Origin of the sequence: Acidovorax sp., from assembly GCF_034519795.1 — a bacterium.
Taxonomy (GTDB): Bacteria; Pseudomonadota; Gammaproteobacteria; order Burkholderiales; family Burkholderiaceae_C; genus Acidovorax.
Window position 1 is genome coordinate 15,001 of the sequence record NZ_JAXHOB010000003.1, and the last position, 17,139, is coordinate 32,139.

Annotated in this window: 14 protein-coding genes and 2 rRNA genes (1 of these 16 only partly in view); 9 read left to right on the forward strand and 7 right to left on the reverse strand. The window is 66.5% G+C overall.

The genetic code is table 11. The features are described 5' to 3' along the window. Positions 1–1,036, forward strand: a 23S ribosomal RNA gene (locus U5N23_RS01985) (it extends 1,843 nt beyond the left edge of the window). Positions 1,037–1,174: 138 nt separating this feature from the next. Further along, positions 1,175–1,287, forward strand: a 5S ribosomal RNA gene (gene rrf / locus U5N23_RS01990). A gap of 95 nt (positions 1,288–1,382) precedes the next feature. Here rrf and U5N23_RS01995 read toward each other — a convergent pair. The 5 genes from U5N23_RS01995 to U5N23_RS02015 all read right to left on the reverse strand — a co-directional run bounded on the left by U5N23_RS01995 (position 1,383) and on the right by U5N23_RS02015 (position 6,587). Continuing rightward, entirely contained in the window at positions 1,383–2,150 is a 768-nt protein-coding gene (locus tag U5N23_RS01995) for a class II glutamine amidotransferase (RefSeq protein WP_322591206.1), read from the reverse strand. Between the two features lie 34 nt (positions 2,151–2,184). After that, on the reverse strand, positions 2,185–3,669 hold the full coding sequence (locus tag U5N23_RS02000; protein WP_416208559.1) for an MFS transporter: 1,485 nt from the start codon (positions 3,667–3,669) through the stop codon (positions 2,185–2,187). A 19-nt stretch (positions 3,670–3,688) separates the two neighbouring features. After that, a complete protein-coding gene (locus tag U5N23_RS02005; protein ID WP_322591207.1) occupies positions 3,689–3,877 on the reverse strand; it encodes a 4-oxalocrotonate tautomerase in 189 nt (62 codons plus the stop codon). 48 nt (positions 3,878–3,925) lie between these two features. Continuing rightward, complete coding sequence (locus U5N23_RS02010; RefSeq protein WP_416208560.1) at positions 3,926–4,204, reverse strand: cysteine-rich CWC family protein; 279 nt, start codon at positions 4,202–4,204, stop codon at positions 3,926–3,928. 172 nt (positions 4,205–4,376) lie between these two features. After that, the gene (locus U5N23_RS02015; RefSeq protein WP_322591209.1) at positions 4,377–6,587 is read right to left on the reverse strand and encodes a malate synthase G; all 2,211 of its coding nucleotides are present in this window, start codon (positions 6,585–6,587) and stop codon (positions 4,377–4,379) included. A gap of 171 nt (positions 6,588–6,758) precedes the next feature. On the opposite strand from U5N23_RS02015, the gene U5N23_RS02020 reads away from it, so the two are divergent. Both U5N23_RS02020 and U5N23_RS02025 read left to right on the forward strand, forming a co-directional pair. Next, positions 6,759–7,691, forward strand: coding sequence for a LysR family transcriptional regulator (locus U5N23_RS02020; protein ID WP_322591210.1), 933 nt, complete (start codon positions 6,759–6,761; stop codon positions 7,689–7,691). 27 nt (positions 7,692–7,718) lie between these two features. Further along, positions 7,719–8,363, forward strand: coding sequence for a response regulator transcription factor (locus tag U5N23_RS02025; protein WP_322591211.1), 645 nt, complete (start codon positions 7,719–7,721; stop codon positions 8,361–8,363). Between the two features lie 11 nt (positions 8,364–8,374). Here the strand turns inward: U5N23_RS02025 and U5N23_RS02030 are convergent, their stop codons facing one another. Further along, a complete protein-coding gene (locus tag U5N23_RS02030) occupies positions 8,375–11,038 on the reverse strand; it encodes a PAS-domain containing protein (protein ID WP_322591212.1) in 2,664 nt (887 codons plus the stop codon). 244 nt (positions 11,039–11,282) lie between these two features. On the opposite strand from U5N23_RS02030, the gene U5N23_RS02035 reads away from it, so the two are divergent. After that, positions 11,283–12,647: a dicarboxylate/amino acid:cation symporter gene (locus tag U5N23_RS02035; RefSeq protein WP_322591213.1), complete on the forward strand. Its 1,365-nt coding sequence runs from the start codon at positions 11,283–11,285 to the stop codon at positions 12,645–12,647. A gap of 182 nt (positions 12,648–12,829) precedes the next feature. Further along, positions 12,830–13,276, forward strand: a complete 447-nt coding sequence (locus tag U5N23_RS02040; RefSeq protein WP_322591214.1) for a DUF2214 family protein — start codon at positions 12,830–12,832, stop codon at positions 13,274–13,276. Between the two features lie 152 nt (positions 13,277–13,428). Here the strand turns inward: U5N23_RS02040 and U5N23_RS02045 are convergent, their stop codons facing one another. Then, positions 13,429–13,779, reverse strand: a complete 351-nt coding sequence (locus U5N23_RS02045) for a PsiF family protein (protein WP_322591215.1) — start codon at positions 13,777–13,779, stop codon at positions 13,429–13,431. A 210-nt stretch (positions 13,780–13,989) separates the two neighbouring features. Between U5N23_RS02045 and argS the strand changes: the two genes are divergently transcribed. The 3 genes from argS to U5N23_RS02060 all read left to right on the forward strand — a co-directional run bounded on the left by argS (position 13,990) and on the right by U5N23_RS02060 (position 17,106). Further along, positions 13,990–15,699: an arginine--tRNA ligase gene (gene argS / locus U5N23_RS02050; protein WP_322591216.1), complete on the forward strand. Its 1,710-nt coding sequence runs from the start codon at positions 13,990–13,992 to the stop codon at positions 15,697–15,699. A gap of 13 nt (positions 15,700–15,712) precedes the next feature. Further along, entirely contained in the window at positions 15,713–16,375 is a 663-nt protein-coding gene (locus tag U5N23_RS02055; RefSeq protein WP_322591217.1) for an SPOR domain-containing protein, read from the forward strand. Positions 16,376–16,449: 74 nt separating this feature from the next. Beyond that, entirely contained in the window at positions 16,450–17,106 is a 657-nt protein-coding gene (locus U5N23_RS02060) for a thiol:disulfide interchange protein DsbA/DsbL (protein WP_322591218.1), read from the forward strand. Positions 17,107–17,139: the final 33 nt, after the last annotated feature.

Here is a 17,139-nt window from a genome sequence, read left to right on the forward strand (position 1 = left end):
TGGGGTGCAAGCTCTTGATTGAAGTCCCAGTAAACGGCGGCCGTAACTATAACGGTCCTAAGGTAGCGAAATTCCTTGTCGGGTAAGTTCCGACCTGCACGAATGGCGTAACGATGGCCACACTGTCTCCTCCTGAGACTCAGCGAAGTTGAAATGTTTGTGATGATGCAATCTCCCCGCGGAAAGACGGAAAGACCCCATGAACCTTTACTGTAGCTTTGTATTGGACTTTGAACAGATCTGTGTAGGATAGGTGGGAGGCTTTGAAGTGAGGTCGCTAGATCTCATGGAGCCAACGTTGAAATACCACCCTGGTGTGTTTGAGGTTCTAACCTAGGTCCATTATCTGGATCGGGGACAGTGCATGGTAGGCAGTTTGACTGGGGCGGTCTCCTCCCAAAGCGTAACGGAGGAGTTCGAAGGTACGCTAGTTACGGTCGGACATCGTGACGATAGTGCAATGGCATAAGCGTGCTTAACTGCGAGACTGACAAGTCGAGCAGATGCGAAAGCAGGACATAGTGATCCGGTGGTTCTGTATGGAAGGGCCATCGCTCAACGGATAAAAGGTACTCTGGGGATAACAGGCTGATACCGCCCAAGAGTTCATATCGACGGCGGTGTTTGGCACCTCGATGTCGGCTCATCTCATCCTGGGGCTGTAGCCGGTCCCAAGGGTATGGCTGTTCGCCATTTAAAGAGGTACGTGAGCTGGGTTTAAAACGTCGTGAGACAGTTTGGTCCCTATCTTCCGTGGGCGCTGCAGATTTGAGGAAGCCTGCTCCTAGTACGAGAGGACCGGAGTGGACACACCTCTGGTGTATCGGTTGTCACGCCAGTGGCATTGCCGAGTAGCTAAGTGTGGAAGAGATAACCGCTGAAAGCATCTAAGCGGGAAACTCGTTTCAAGATGAGATCTGCCGGGGCCTTGAGCCCCCTGAAGAGTCGTTCAAGACCAGGACGTTGATAGGTCAGGTGTGGAAGCGCAGTAATGCGTTAAGCTAACTGATACTAATTGCTCGTGCGGCTTGACCCTATAACTTTGATAGCGCGTAATGTGCTTCAATGATTGTTATGCCAAGTTGACGCAGTCAAAAATACAAAAATCTAATCTGATTCCATACTCTATGAATTCGTTGTCTTGACCTAAACACCAAGACAACACCAAGTTATGCCTGATGACCATAGCAAGTTGGTACCACTCCTTCCCATCCCGAACAGGACAGTGAAACGACTTTGCGCCGATGATAGTGCGGGTTCCCGTGTGAAAGTAGGTCATCGTCAGGCTCTTACAGCCCCAAACCCCCTCAGTCTCCAAAGGACTGGGGGGTTTTGCGTTTGGGGAGGCGAAAAATGCAGCCAGGCCCGCCAGAGCCAGCGGTTCAGCAGCCTTGCCGCTGCCCGTCCACAAACACCAGCAGTTCCCCTTTGCCGAAGGCCGTCCACTCCTCGTTGACCGTGAGTGGAGCCGTCACGATCACGGCCACGCGGTCGGTGGCGGTGGTCTGGGTGGCGAAGTCGATGCGCACGTCCTCGTCCGACAGTTGCGCCTCGCTGAACGGGTGCTTGCGCTCGATGTAGTACAGCCCCGTGGACGCATGGGCCCACAGCGCCTGCCCATTGGAGAGCAGGAAGTTGAAGGTGCCGTGCGGTGCGATGCGCGCTGCCAGCTCCTTCAAGGTGATGGTCAGCTCGGCAATGCTGGGCACGCTGGCGTGCGACTTGGCCAGCTCCTGCATGATCCAGCAGAACGCATGCTCACTGTCCGTATCCCCTACGGGGTGGAAATGCGCGTGCAGGCGGGGACGGAAGTCCTTCAGGTCACCGTTGTGCGCAAACACCCAGTACCGCCCCCAGAGCTCGCGCACGAAGGGGTGGCAGTTCTGCAGGCTCACCAGGCCCTGGGTGGCCTTGCGGATGTGCGCAATCACGTTGCGGCTCTTGATGGGATAGCGGCGGATCAGCTCCGCCACGGGCGAATCCACCGCCGGCAGGTGGTCGACGAAGTGGCGCAGCCCGCGGTCCTCGAAAAATGCGATGCCCCAGCCGTCGGCATGGTCGGCCGTGTTTCCCCCGCGCTGCGCGAATCCGGTGAAGCTGAAGGTCACGTCGGTCGGCGTGTTGCAGTTCATACCGAGCAATTGGCACATGATCGAAAGGGTCCGGGTCTATCGGCCTCTGGGCCTAGGGAGAGGGTGGGGTGCCGGTGGGTGCCGCAGGCGCTTCGCGCAGTTGCCAGGCGGCCACCAGGGCCAGCACGCAAAGCGCGGTCAGCATCAGAAAGGTTTCGCCGAAGGCATCGATGCGGGCCGTGTTGCTTGCGCCCGAGGTCAGCGATGCGCCATGCGCACCCAGGCGCCATTCCAGCACGATACCGCACAGGCTCACGCCGGCGGCACCGCCCAGCATGCGCAGGAAGCCGATGGCGCTCGACCCCTGCGAGATCAGCGACTTGTCCAATGGCCGCATGGCCCCGAGGTTGAGGGAGGGCAGGATGAAACCGAGGCCGACGCGGCCCAGGATCGCAAAGGCCACCAGCATCCACAGCGCCGAGCCCAGGCCCACCAGCACCATGAGCCCGAAGGACAGGGCCAGCAGGGCCAGCCCGATGCTCACCAGCAGGTGCGTTGGCTGCCGGTCGGCCAGCCGGCCCACCATGGCGATGGTGATGGCCAGCACGAAGCCTGCGGGCAGCATGATGGTGCCCACGTGCGAGGCCGACAGCTGCATTCCGAGTTGCATGAACACGGGCAGCAGGTAGGTCGAACCGAACAGCGCCGTGCCGTAGATGAAGGCCACGATGCTGCCCATCGCGAATTGCCGGTACTGGAAGAGCCGCAGGTCCATCAGCGGCTTGCGGCCCTGCCGCAGCTGCCGACGCTGCCAGCCGATGAACAGGCCGGTGGCCACGACGGCACCGGCCAGCAGTAGGATGGCTTCGGTGACGGTGCCCCCATGCAGGGCCACCAGTCCATTGAGCAGGCACAGCGTGCCGGCCGTGCCCAGCGCCAGGCCGCGCCAGTCGAGCGCCTCGCCATTGCGGTTGGCCGCCACGCCGCCCGGTGCCGTGACCGGTACGAACTTGTAGGCCAGCCAGATGGAGGCCAGGCACAGCGGCACCACCATGAAGAAGATGGAGCGCCAGCCGAACCAATCGACCAGCAGCCCGCCGATGCTGGGGCCGATGGCCGGCGCCAGCACCACACCCATGCCGAAGATGCCGCTGGCGCGGCCCTGTTCATGGGGTTGGAATGCGTACAGGATGATGACGGCAGGAATGGGTTGCACCACCCCGGCCGCAAGGCCCTCGGCCACACGCGCCACCAGCACCAGGCCGAAATCGCGCGCCAGGCCACCCCCGATGCCGCCCGCCAGCAACAGCAGCATGGCGCCCACGTAGGTGGCGCGGTAGCCATAGCGCGACAGCAGCCATGGCGTGGTGAGCATGGACACCGTGGTGGCCACCATGAAGCCCGAGGTCACCCACTGGGCACGTTCCTGCCCCAGGGTGAAGTAGTGGCTCATGTCCGGGATGGCCACGTTCACGATGGTCGAGGACATGATCGAGGCCATCGTGCCGACCATGACCGACAGCAGCAGCAACCAGCGGTAGCGCTCGCCGTGGCGTTCGCGCAGCGCGGCGAGGGAGCTGGGCGGCTGTGCTGTCATGGGCTGGGGCTGCGTTTGCTCAGGTGCGCTCTGACCAGAGCTTGCCGCCGGTGGCCCAGTTCTCGCGCTTGACGTCGGTGATCAGGATATCGACCGATTCGGGCGAGCCGCCGAGCACTTCGACGGACACGCGGGTGATTTCTTCCACCAGCTTCTTCTTTTGCTCGACGGTACGGCCTTCCATCATTTCGACGTGGTAGGTGGGCATGCAGGGCTCCTTGGGGTAATGGTCAGTGAACGAAAAGGAAAGAGGAAATCATATCGGGGCAGCCGGGTCCAATGCGCCCAAAGCAGGTCGAGGCCGGGCGCACTGCGGGCAGATGCAGACCTTGCCACGCTCCGTGGCCGGGATTTTCTCCAGGGCTTCGGGCGGCACGGCAGCGGCCATACACCAGCAGGTTTCCGGCGGTTGCCCGGCCGCCATGGCGCACTGGTTCGCCTGCCCGCACAAAGGGCACTGCGAGGCGGTGGAAATCGGTGGGGGGATCAACATGGGGTGGGGGCAGCAGAGCGCGCCATGCCTGGCGCACTGCATGGCTCGCGTGACCGGTCCATTGTGCCGCCTCCCGGGCCCAGGGGCCAGGGTGAGGGCCTTTGTGTGGTCGGCGGTGTGGGGCCCTGCCGAAAAAAACGGCACCCGAAGGTGCCGCTGGAGGAAGGATCCGAGGGATCCATCTGTGCCGGGGTGCGGCGAAGGGCCCCGGAGGTCAGGCCGCCGCCTTGAGCTTCAGGCGCCAGGCGTGCAGCAGCGGCTCGGTGTAGCCGCTGGGCTGGGCCATGCCCTTGAAGACCAGATCGCAGGCCGCCTGGTAGGCCATGCTGGTGTCGAAATGGCCGGCCATGGGCTGGTACAGCGGGTCGCCGGCGTTCTGGCCGTCCACCACGGCGGCCATGCGCTCGAAGGTTTCCTTCACCTGGGCTTCGGTCACCACGCCATGGCGCAGCCAGTTGGCCATGTGCTGGCTGCTGATGCGCAAGGTGGCGCGGTCTTCCATCAGGCCGACGTTGTGGATGTCGGGCACCTTGGAGCAGCCCACGCCCTGGTCCACCCAGCGCACCACATAGCCCAGGATGCCCTGGGCGTTGTTGTCCAGCTCCTGCTGCTTCTCGGCATCCGTCCAGTTGGGCGTGGCGGTCACGGGCACGGTGAGCAGGCCGGTCAGCAGGTTGTCGCGCTCGGCGTTCACATCGGTCTTTTCCAGGCCGATCTGGATCTCGGCCACGTTGACCTGGTGGTAGTGCAGCGCGTGCAGCGTGGCGCCCGTGGGGCTGGGCACCCAGGCGGTGTTGGCGCCGGCCTTGGGGTGGGCGATCTTCTGTTTCAGCATCTCGGCCATCAGGTCGGGCATGGCCCACATGCCCTTGCCGATCTGCGCCTTGCCGCGCAGGCCGCACGACAGGCCCACCAGCACGTTGTTCTTCTCGTACGACTGGATCCAGGCGCTGGTCTTCATGTCGCCCTTGCGGATCATGGGGCCGGCCAGCATGGCGGTGTGCATCTCGTCGCCCGTGCGGTCCAGGAAGCCGGTGTTGATGAAGGCCACGCGGCTGGCCGCAGCGGCGATGCAGGCCTTGAGGTTCACACTGGTGCGGCGCTCCTCGTCCATGATGCCCAGCTTGACGGTGTCGGTGGGCAGGCCCAGCAACTGCTCCACGCGGCCGAACAGCTCGCTGGCAAAGCCCACTTCGGCGGGGCCGTGCATCTTGGGCTTGACGATGTAGACACTGCCCTTGCGCGAGTTGCGGATGCCGTTGGCGCTGCGGCCCTGCAGGTCATGCAGTGCAATCGTCGTGGTGACCACGGCATCCATGATGCCTTCGGGGATCTCGCGCTCCTGGCCCTGGGCATCGGTGTACAGGATGGCCGGGTTGGTCATCAGGTGGCCCACGTTGCGCAGGAACATCAGCGAGCGGCCGTGCAGGCGCACGCCACCGGCCTGGCCGTCGGGGGCCGTGTACACGCGGTCGGCATTCAGCCCGCGCGTGATGGTCTTGCCACCCTTGGCGACCTGTTCGGTCAGCGTGGCCTGGATGATGCCCAGCCAGTTGCTGTAGCCCAGCACCTTGTCATCGGCATCCACGGCGGCCACCGAGTCTTCGAGGTCGAGAATCGTGGAGAGCGCCGCTTCCAGCACCAGGTCGCTCACGCCGGCGGAGTCGCTCTGGCCGATGGGGGTGGTGCGGTTGATCTGGATATCCAGGTGCAGGCCGTTGTGCTGCAGCAGCACCGACGACGGCTCTGCCGCATCACCCTGGTAGCCCTTGAATTGGGACGGGTCCTTGAGGCCCGTGGTGCTGCCGTTGGCGAGCGCCACCACCAGCTGGCCGCCTTCCACGCGGTAGCCGGTCGAGTCCTTGTGCGCGCCGCTGGCCAGGGGCGCCGTGTCGTCCAGTACCTGGCGCGCGAAGGCGATCACCTTGGCGCCGCGCACGGGGTTGTAGCCCTTGCCCTTGTCCGCACCGTCGGTCTCGGGGATGGCATCGGTGCCATACAGCGCGTCGTACAGGCTGCCCCAGCGCGCATTGGCCGCGTTCAGGGCATAGCGGGCGTTCAGGATGGGCACCACCAGCTGGGGGCCGGCCTGGGTGGCCAGTTCGTCGTCCACGTTGGTCGTGGTGGCCTGCACGTCGGCAGGCTGGGGCACCAGGTAGCCGATCTTTTCGAGGAAGCCCCTGTAGGCCACCATGTCCGTGATGGGGCCGGGGTTGGCCTGGTGCCAGGTGTCGAGCTCGGTCTGCAGGCGGTCACGCTCGGCCAGCAGGGCGATGTTGCGCGGTGCCAGGTCGGCCACGATGGCGTCAAAACCCTTCCAGAACGCGGCGCTGTCCACACCGGTGCCGGGCAGCACCTTGTCTTCGACGAAGCGAAAGAGGGAAGTGGCCACTTGCAGGCCGTGGATGGAAGTGCGGTCGGTCATGGAGTGCCTCAGGCGTTGGATGTGAACAAATGCGGAGCCCGCCACTGCAGGCCATGGACAGACTGTATTGCAAATGTTTGTCGGCATAAATATGCTCAAAAGCTGTAAACCAATGACTTTTACGCACAAGTGGGCGTGCGTTCGGCGGGCGCACTCCCCATAATCGGCGCCATGGACAAGCTCAAGGCCTTCGAATCCTTCGTCTCGGTTGCCACGCGTGGCAGCCTCACCGCCGCCGCCAAGGCCGAGGGCGTGGCGCCCGCCATCATGGGCCGCCGGCTCGATGCGCTCGAAGAGCACCTGGGCGTGAAGCTGCTGGTGCGCACCACGCGGCGCATCAGCCTCACGCACGAGGGCAGCGCCTTCCTGGAAGACTGCCAGCGCCTGCTGTCCGACGTGGCCAATGCCGAGGCCAGCGTGTCCGAGGGGGGTGTCAAGGCCACGGGGCACCTGCGCATCACGGCGCCGGCCGGTTTTGGCCGGCGCCATGTGGCGCCCCTGGTGCCGCGCTTTCGCGCCGAGCACCCGGACGTGACGATTTCGCTCAACCTCAGCGATCGCGTGGTGGACCTGGCCGGCGAGGGCTTCGACTGCGCCGTGCGCGTGGGCGACCTGCCCGATTCGTCCCTGGTCAGCGTGCGCATCGCCGACAACCGGCGCCTGTGCGTGGCCACGCCCGGCTACCTGAAGCACCACCCGGCCCCGCGCCACCCGGGCGAGCTGCCCTCGCACGACTGCCTCACCCTGTCGAGCGAAGCCTCGCAGACGCGTGGCTGGGCCTTCCGCATGCCGGTGGAAGGTGGCGGCACCGAGGTCGTGCACCTCAAGCCCGGCGGGCCGCTCGACTGCTCCGACGGGCAGGTGCTGCACGACTGGTGCCTGGCAGGCTACGGCATCGCCTGGCGCAGCACCTGGGAAGTGGAGGCCGAAATCGCGGCCGGCCGCCTGGTGGAGGTGCTGGAAGAGTTTGCCGCGCCGCCCAACGGCATCTACGTGGTCTTCCCCCAGCGCAAGCACATGCCGCTGCGCGTGCGGCTGTGGATCGACTTCCTCAAGCACCACTACGCGCAGCCTGCCTTCTGGCGGGGCCTGCAGGCCCATTGATCGGTGCCGTGGCAGACTGCAGTCCCCATGTCCGAGCCCACGCTGCTGGCCGCCGATGACCACCCTCTGTTTCGCACCGCCGTGCTGCATGTGCTGCACGAGCGCCTGCCCCAGTTCCGCACGCTGGAGGCCGCCAGCGCGGCCACGCTGGGCGCGGCGCTGCAGGAGCACCCCGAGGTGGAGCTGGTGCTGCTGGACCTGAGCATGCCGGGGGCGCGTGGCTTCTCGGCCCTGCTGCATGTGCGCGGGGAGTACCCTGAGCTGCCCGTGGTGATCATTTCGTCCAACGACCACCCACGCGTCATCCGCCGTGCCCAGCAGTTCGGCGCGGTGGGCTTCATCCCCAAGTCCGCGCCCGCCGAGGCCATGGGCACGGCCATCGAGGCGGTGCTGGCCGGCGACAGCTGGTTCCCGCCCATGGCGGCCGAGCGCTCCGAGGCCGACGCCGAGCTGGCCGCCCGCCTGGCGCAGCTCACCCCCCAGCAGTTCCGCGTGCTGCTGTGCCTGGCCGACGGCCTGCTCAACAAGCAGATTGCGGGCGAACTGGGCCTGGCCGAGAACACCGTCAAGGTGCATGTCACCGCCATCCTGAAAAAGCTGGCCTGCCACAGCCGTACCCAGGCCGCGGTGCTGGTCAAGAGCCTGGAGACCGAGGACGCCGCTTCCGCCTGATTCCGCGGCGCCTATCTTTCCCGCAGGCGCAGCAAGGTCTGGCTCATCAGTGCCCGCAGCGCGGGTGCGCGCACCGGCTTGGCCAGAAAGCCCCAGCCGCGTTCGGCAGCCTGGCGGCGCAACGTGGCGTCGCGCTCGGCGGTCACCAGGATCACGGCCGGAGCCTGGCACCAGCGCTGGCACAGCTCGGTATAGACGTCAGGGCCGTGCTGGCCACCACCCAGGTGCACGTCCAGCAGCACCAGTTGCGGCGCCTGCCCGGGCCGGGCCTGGCCGAGTGCCTCGGTCGCGCCGCCGGCCAGTGCTACCTGGCAACCCCAGCGTTCCAGCAAGGCCTTGGTGGCTGCGCAGGTCGGGCCATCGTCCTCGATCACCCAGGCACTGCTGCCGTGCAGCGGGGCGTCCTCGGGCGCTTGCTGTGCGGTGGCGGGCGGGGCCGTCTGCTGCTGCAGGGCGGCCGGGTCACCCAGCGGCACCTGCACCCAGAACACGCTGCCGCGCCCGAGCTGCGAACGCAGCCCGATGGGGTGCCCCAGCAGGCGGCCCAGGCGCTCCACGATGGCCAGGCCCAGGCCGGCCCCCCGGTCGTCGGCACGGCCCTCGTCCAGGCGGCGGAACTCCTCGAAGATCTCGCGCTGCAGCGCCTCGGGAATGCCCGGCCCCTGGTCATGCACCTCGATGCGCAGGTGGCCGTTGCCCACGCGCCGGCAGCCCACCACGATGCGCCCGCGCCGGCTGTAGCGGATGGCGTTGGAGACGAAGTTCTGCAGGATGCGGCGCAGCAGGTTCTCGTCGGTGCGCACCACCTGGCGCGTGGCCACGCAACGGAGCGCGAGGCCCTGGCTCTCGGCCAGCACGCCGAAATTGTGGGCCAGTACCTGCAGCAGCGGGCCCAGGGCCACGTCGTGGATGCGCACCTCGAGCTGTCCGGACTCCATGCGCGAGATGTCGAGCAGGCTGTTGAGAATCGCGTCCTGCGCGGCCAGGGCCCCGTCGATGCTGTCGGCCGCATGCCGGCCGGCCTCGTCGTGCAGGTGGCTGCGCAACAGCGAGCTGAACATGCGCGCGGCGTTCAGCGGCTGCAGCAGGTCGTGCACGGCAGCCGCCACGAAGCGGGTCTTGTAGCGGTTGGCCTGCTCGGCCTCGTGCCGCGCGGCATCCAGGTCGCGCGTGCGGTCGGCCACGCGCTGCTCCAGCGCATCGGCCAGCGAGCGCAGCTCGCGCGCGGCGTTCTTGTAGCTGGTGATGTCGGCGTAGCTGGTCACGAACCCGCCCTCGGGCAAGGGGGTGCCCCGGATCTCCAGCACCGTGCCGTCGTCCTTGGCGCTTTCGTGCAGGTGGGGCAGGCCGCTGCGCAGGTGCGACAGGCGCCGCTCGACGGAGTCGTCGACCGGGCCAGGTCCCAGCAGGCCGCGGCGCGCGTTGTGGCGCAGCAGGTCCGCGATGGGCCGGCCCACCTGCATCAGGTCGGAGGGGTAGCGGAACAGCTGCACATAGCGCGAGTTCCAGGCCGCCAGGTTCAGGTCGGCATCGATGATGACCACGCCCTGGGGCAGGTGCTCCAGGCTGCGCGAGAGACCGGTGTCGGCCTGCTGCGCCGCCTGCACGATGCCGTCCTGCGCCGTGCGCAGCTCCTGGGCGTGCTGCTGCAGCACGGTCTCCAGCTCCTGGCGGCTGCGCTGGCGCAGGTGGGCCAGGCGTTGGCGCTGGCGCACGAACAGCACCAGCAGCGCCAGTGCCAGCCAGCCGCCCCCGCCCGCCGCTGCGGCCCAACGGCTGTCCGCCACACTGCTGTGGGTCGCGTGCACCAGGTGCAGTTGCCACGGCGTGCCGGGCAGGGGCTGGGTCTGCCACAGCAGGCGGCCGGGCAGGCCCGGCAGGTCGGCTGTCTGCATGCGCACCAGGCGGCCGCCGTTGTCCATGTGGTCGTCCACCCGGTAGTCCAGGGGGCGCAGGGGTTGGTCCGAATACTGGCGCGTGGCGGCCAGCTCCCTGCGCTCTGCCTCGGTCAACGGTTCCAGCAGCCGGTAGCGCCAGGCATCCTGGCTGGCCAGGAAGACCACGCCGTGCGCGTCGGACGCCAGCACGATGTCCTCGGTCTGCAGCCATTCGCGCTCCAGCTCCTGCAGCGCGATCTTGATGACCACCAGGCCGAGTGGCTCGCCCTGGTCGTTCCGGATGGCCTGCGACAGGAAGTAGCCGGGCTCTCCCGTCGTCACCCCGATGCCATAGAAGCTGCCGCTGCCCTGGGCCAGCGCCTGTTGCACATAGGGGCGAAAGCTGTAGTCCACACCCACGTTGCTGGTGGCGCTGCGCCAGTTGCTCGCCGCCACGGCTAGGCCCTCGCGGTTGATCAGGGTCAGGGTGGACGATTGGCTGGCGCCGTTGGCCCGCTCCAGCCTGAGGTTGAGCTGCTCCACCTGCGCCGGGCTGCGCGGGCGGCTCAGCGCCTCGTAGAGCTGCACGTCCAGCGCCAGCACCTCGGGCAGCGTGCGGTAGCGGTCGATGCGCTGGCCCAGCGTCTGCCCATACAGGGCCAGTTGGCGCTGCACGCTGTCGCTCTCGTCGTACAGCGAATGCCGCCAGGCCCATTGCCCGGCCACGAACATGCAGCCGGCCATGCCGGCGAGCACGATCAGCACAGTCCAGAACTTGCGGCGGTGGGACGGGGTCATGGCGGGTGAGGTGGGTGGAGGGCGCCTGCAAGCGCGCGCCTGGTGCATATCTGGTGCGCATGGGAGTGAGTGTGCCGCACCTTTCTGGGGTGCTAGGTGTTTTCCCTAGTTTTTGTCGACCCGTCTCCTATGGGGCGGCCAGCGACTACTACCAATTAGCTATCTGCTGAAACGGAGTGCAGGGGTACAAACGGCACCCTCGAAGCACCCCGGTGGTGCAGTTTCCGCGACATCTGGAGTCCCCATGCACGCCATTCCCGCCCAGGCCACCCAAGCGGTGCCCCTGCCGTTCTACCGCCAACTGTACTTCCAGGTGGTGCTCGCCATTGTCCTGGGCGTGCTGCTGGGCCATTTCGAGCCGGCCTACGGCGAGGCGCTCAAGCCGCTGGGCGATGCCTTCATCAAGCTGGTGAAGATGATCATCGCCCCGGTGATCTTCCTGACCATCGTCACCGGCATCGCGGGTATGTCGCAGCTCTCCTCCGTGGGCCGCGTGTTCGGCAAGGCCATGGCGTACTTTCTGTTCTTCTCCACACTGGCCCTGGTCATCGGCATGGTCGTGGCCAACGTGGTGCAGCCCGGTGCGGGCATGAACATCAACCCGGCCGACCTGGACCAGACGGCCGTGAAGACCTATGTGGCCAAGTCGCACGAGATGACGCTCACCGGCTTTGCCATGGACATCATCCCCAAGACGTTGGTCAGCCCCTTTGTGGGCGACAACATCCTGCAGGTGCTGCTGGTGGCCGTGCTGTTCGGCATTGCGCTGGCCATGGTGGGTGAGGCCGGTCGCCCCGTGCAGAACTTTCTCGAAGCCCTGACGACCCCTGTGTTCAAGGTGGTGGGCCTGGTGATGAAGGCCGCGCCCCTGGGTGCCTTCGGCGCCATGGCCTTCACCATCGGCAAGTTCGGCCTGGGCTCGCTGGTCAACCTGGCCTGGCTGGTGGGCGCGTTCTACATCACCTCGCTGCTGTTCGTGCTGGTGGTGCTGGGCTTCGTGGCGCGCCTGTGCGGCTTCTCGGTGCTCAAGCTGTGCCGCTACCTCAAGGCCGAGCTGATGCTGGTGCTGGGTACCTCGTCGTCCGAATCGGCCCTGCCCTCGCTGATGGAAAAGATGGAAAAGGCCGGTTGCAGCAAGTCGGTGGTCGGCCTGGTGGTGCCCACGGGCTACTCCTTCAACCTGGACGGCACCAACATCTACATGACGCTGGCCGCGCTGTTCATCGCCCAGGCCACCAACACCGAACTGACGCTGGGCCACCAGGTCGCCCTGCTGCTGGTGGCCATGCTCAGCTCCAAGGGGGCCGCCGGCGTGACGGGCGCGGGCTTCATCACCCTGGCCGCCACCCTGGCCGTGGTGCCCGAAGTGCCGGTGGCCGGCATGGCGCTGATCCTGGGCGTGGACCGCTTCATGAGCGAGTGCCGCTCGCTGACCAACTTCATCGGCAACGCCGTCGCCACCGTGGTCGTCTCGCGCTGGGAAAACGCGCTCGACTACGACCGCCTGCATGCCGCGCTGGACGGCCACCCGCTGCCGGCGGCTGCTGCTCCCGTACCGGCACCCGTGGTGCCGGCCGATGGGGTTGCCGTGGCGCGCACGGCCGCCTGATCGCCGGCAAGCCCCGTTGCGGGGCCATGGGTTTTGCAAGAGGGGGCGTGCCTGCATGGGCACGCCCCTTTTTCGCATGCGGCCGCCAGCCAGGGGACGGATCAGGAGAGGTGCCTGCGTCTGCAGGGCCATTCCTCGCGCACAATCGCCGCGAAGCTGCCCAACCCCAAAAAGGATCCGCGATGACCCTCGAAGCCGTACTGGCCGCCCTGCACATAGTGGCCATCCTGACCCTGGTGGTCTTCCTGTCGAGCCAGGCCGCGCTGTGCCGCATCGAATGGCTCAACGCCGCCGTGGTGGAGCGCCTGGCGCGGCTCGACGCCATCTACGCCGCTGCGGCCATGGCGCTGGTGGCTACGGGGCTGGCGCGGGTGTTCTGGGGCGTCAAGGGCATGTCCTGGTATGTGTCGCAGCCCATGTTCCACTTCAAGATCACGCTGGTGGTGGCGATTGCCATCGTCTCCATCTTCCCGACCATCGCCTTCCGGCGCTGGCTGCGCAAGCTGCGCGCCGATGGCACCCTGCCGGATGCGCGCGAAGTCGCCCGGGTACGCCGCCTGGTGATGCTGCAGGCCCATGCGATCCCGGTGGTGGCCGTGATCGCGGTGTTCTGGACCCGCGGCTGGTAAACCCATGAAAAATGGTCCCCGCGCTCTGTCGCTGCCCCCCGAGGGGGTGTTTTCATCTTGGGGCGGGGCCCGGCAATGAAAAAACCCGCCGTGCACGCGTGCCGGGCGGGTTGATGGTTTGGTTTGCGCGGGGGCTCGCGCCCCTCAGCCGCTCACTTCTTGAGGCATTCGCTCATGAAGGCCTTGCGCTCGTCGCCCTTCTTGCCGGCGGCATCGGCGTTGCAGGTCTTCATCTTGTCCTGCTGGGTCGCAGGCTTGCTGGACAGGCAGGTCTTCATGAAGGCCTTGCGCTCGTCGCCCTTCTTGTCGGCCGCCTCGGTATTGCAGGTGGCCATCTTGGTCTGTTGCTTGGTGGGGGCGGCCGCCGAGGCTGCAGGTGCGGCCGGGGTGGCGGCTGCCGCCGGTGCAGCCGCCTTGGCGGGCGCCGCAGGGGCATCGGCAGCATGGGCTGCGCCCAACGAAAGAACCAGGGTCAGGGCCGCGAGGGAGAGAAGCTTTTTCATATAGTGCTCCGGTGGTAAGGGCATCCAATGCAATCCGCACCGGATTGCCCGATTACAACGTACGGGCATCGGGTCACGCTGACATGCCTGCCCGGCGGCAAGAATTCTTTACGATCTGTTGCTCTGCAGCACAGGCCAGGGTGGGCATTTGGTGGTGCGGGCAAGACACCTTCCCAAGGAGGTGACCGGGTCGCCCCGTAAAATCCCCGGATGCTCTCTGTCAAACACGATCTGCTGGCCGCGCTCGCGGCCGAGCTGGACACCCTTTCCCCAGGCGCTGGCGCCAAGGCGGCGTTCGAATCCCCCAAGGTGGCTGCGCATGGCGACTTCGCCTGCACGGCGGCCATGCAGCTGGCCAAGCCGCTCAAGCTCAACCCGCGCGCCCTGGGCGAACAGCTCAAGGCCGCGCTCGAGGCCACGCCGGCCTTCACGCGCTGGGTCGAGGCCATCGAGATCGCGGGCCCCGGCTTCCTGAACATCCGCTTGAAGCCCGCCGCCAAGCAGGAGGTGGTGCGCGAGGTGCTGGCCGCGGGCGAGCGCTTTGGCTTCCAGGCCGACCGCGGCGCCAAGGTGCTGGTCGAGTTCGTTTCGGCCAACCCCACGGGCCCGCTGCACGTGGGGCACGGCCGCCAGGCCGCCCTGGGCGATGCCATCTGCAACCTGTTCGCCACCCAAGGGTGGGGTGTGCACCGCGAGTTTTACTACAACGACGCGGGCGTGCAGATCCAGACCCTCACGAACAGCACGCAGCTGCGCGCCAAGGGCTTCAAGCCCGGCGACGAATGCTGGCCCACCGACCCCGACAACCCGGCCAGCAAGGCGTTCTACAACGGCGACTACATCCAGGACATCGCGGGCGACTTTCTGGCGAAGAAGACCGTCAAGGCCGACGACCGCGAGTACACCGCCAGCGGCGACGTGGACGACGTGGAATCGATCCGCCAGTTCGCCGTGGCCTACCTGCGCAACGAGCAGGACAAGGACCTGCAGGCCTTCAACCTGAAGTTCGACGAGTACTACCTCGAATCGAGCCTGTACACCAGCGGCCGCGTGGAGGCCACGGTGAACAAGCTGGTGGCCAACGGCAAGACCTACGAGCAGGATGGCGCCCTGTGGCTCAAGAGCACGGACTACGGCGACGACAAGGACCGCGTCATGCGCAAGCAGGACGGAACCTACACCTACTTCGTGCCCGATGTGGCCTACCACATCGCCAAGTGGGAGCGCGGCTACACCAAGGTCGTCAACATCCAGGGAACGGACCACCACGGCACCATCGCGCGCGTGCGCGCCGGCCTGCTGGCCGCCGAAGTGGGCATTCCACAGGGCTACCCCGACTATGTGCTGCACACCATGGTGCGCGTGGTCAAGGGCGGCGAAGAGGTCAAGATCAGCAAGCGCGCCGGCAGCTATGTCACCTTGCGCGACCTGATCGAATGGACCAGCAAGGATGCGGTACGCTTCTTTCTGCTCAGCCGCAAGCCGGACACCGAGTACACCTTCGACGTGGACCTGGCCGTGGCGCAGAACAACGACAACCCGGTGTACTACGTGCAGTATGCGCATGCGCGCATCTGCTCGGTGCTGCGCGGCTGGGCCGAGCAGGGCGGTGGCGACGTGGCCTCGCTCCAGGGCGTGGACCTGTCCCCGCTCGAAGGCCCGCAGGCCCAGGCGCTGATGCTGCAGCTGGCCAAGTACCCCGAGATGCTCACCGCTGCGGCCGATGGCGAGGCGCCGCACGACGTCACCTTCTACCTGCGCGACCTGGCCGCCAGTTACCACAGCTATTACGATGCCGAGCGCATCCTGGTGGATGACGAGGCCGTCAAGCGCGCGCGCCTGGCCCTCGTCGCCGCCACCGCGCAGGTACTGCACAATGGCCTGGCTGTGCTGGGCGTATCGGCTCCGGCCAGAATGTAAGCAACCACTACCTATGAAGAACAAGCAACTGGGCGGAACCATCATCGGCTTTATCGTGGGCGTGATCTTCGGCCTGGGCGCCGCGCTCGCGGTCGCCGTCTATGTGACCAAGGTACCCGTGCCCTTCCTCAACAAGGGCGGCGCGCGCGGCACCGACCAGGATGCGGCCGAAGCGCAGAAGAACAAGAACTGGGACCCGAACTCGCCGCTGTACGGCAAGAACCCGGCGCGGCCTCCTGCGGCTGCAGCGTCGGCTCCCGCCACGGCAGGCGTGGCCCCGGCGCCTGTCGCCTCGGCACCGGCCGTGGCAGCGGTGGACCCGCGCGCTGCCGCCTCGTCGGCCAAGCCTGCCGCCGCAGTCACCAAGCCCGGTAGTGCCGACCCCCTGGGTGATCTGGCCGCTGCCAAGGCCGCGGCGGCGCCCGGCAACAGTGCGGACCCCTTCGACTACTTCGTGCAGGCCGGTGCCTTCCGCACCCAGGCCGATGCCGATGCGCAGCGCGCCAAACTGGCCATGCTGGGCTGGGAGGCCCGCGTGAGCGAGCGCGAGCAAAATGGCCGCACCGTGTTCCGCGTGCGCGTGGGCCCCTTCACCAAGCGCGACGACGCTGCCCAGCTCAAGGACAAGCTCGACACCACGGGTGTCGAATCTGCCTTGGTGCGCGTGCAGCGCTGAGCGCATGCCTGCCTGAACTTTTTCCGGGGGCGTGGCTCACACCCCCCAACACCAGACCAAGGAGTGCCACTTTCATGAAACGCCGCGAGTTTTCCCTGTCTGCCGCTTCCGCAGTGGCCGCATCCGCCCTGACCCTGCCCGTGGCCGCCCCCGCGCTGGCGCAAGCGCGCCAGTTCAAGGAGGGCAAGGACTACCGCAAGCTCGACAAGCCCCTCACGCCCGACGCGCCTGCGGGCAAGGTCGACGTGATCGAATTCTTCTGGTACAGCTGCCCCCACTGCAATGCCTTCGAGCCCACGCTCGACGCCTGGGTCAAGGCCGCTCCCAAGGACCTGAGCATCCGCCGCATCCCGGTGGCGTTCAACGCCAGCTTCGTGCCGCAGCAAAAGCTCTATTTCACGCTCGAAGGCATGGGCAAGCTCGATGCCCTGCACGCCAAGGTCTTCCGTGCCATCCACGTGGAGAAGGCCAAGCTCGCCAAGGACGATGAAATCATGGCCTGGATCGCCACGCAGGGCGTGGACGTGGCCAAGTTCAAGGAAGTCTACAACTCGTTCACCGTCTCCAACCAGGTGCGCCGCGCGTCGCAGCTGCAGGATGCGTATGGCGTGGAAGGCGTGCCTTCGATGGGCGTGGCCGGCCGGTTCTACACCGATGGCACCATGGCGGGCAGCATGTCGGTTGTGCTGCAGGTGGTGGAGCAACTGGTGGGCGTGGCCCGCAAAGGCTGACCATTTCTTGGCAGGGCTGGTTCCTGCGTGTAC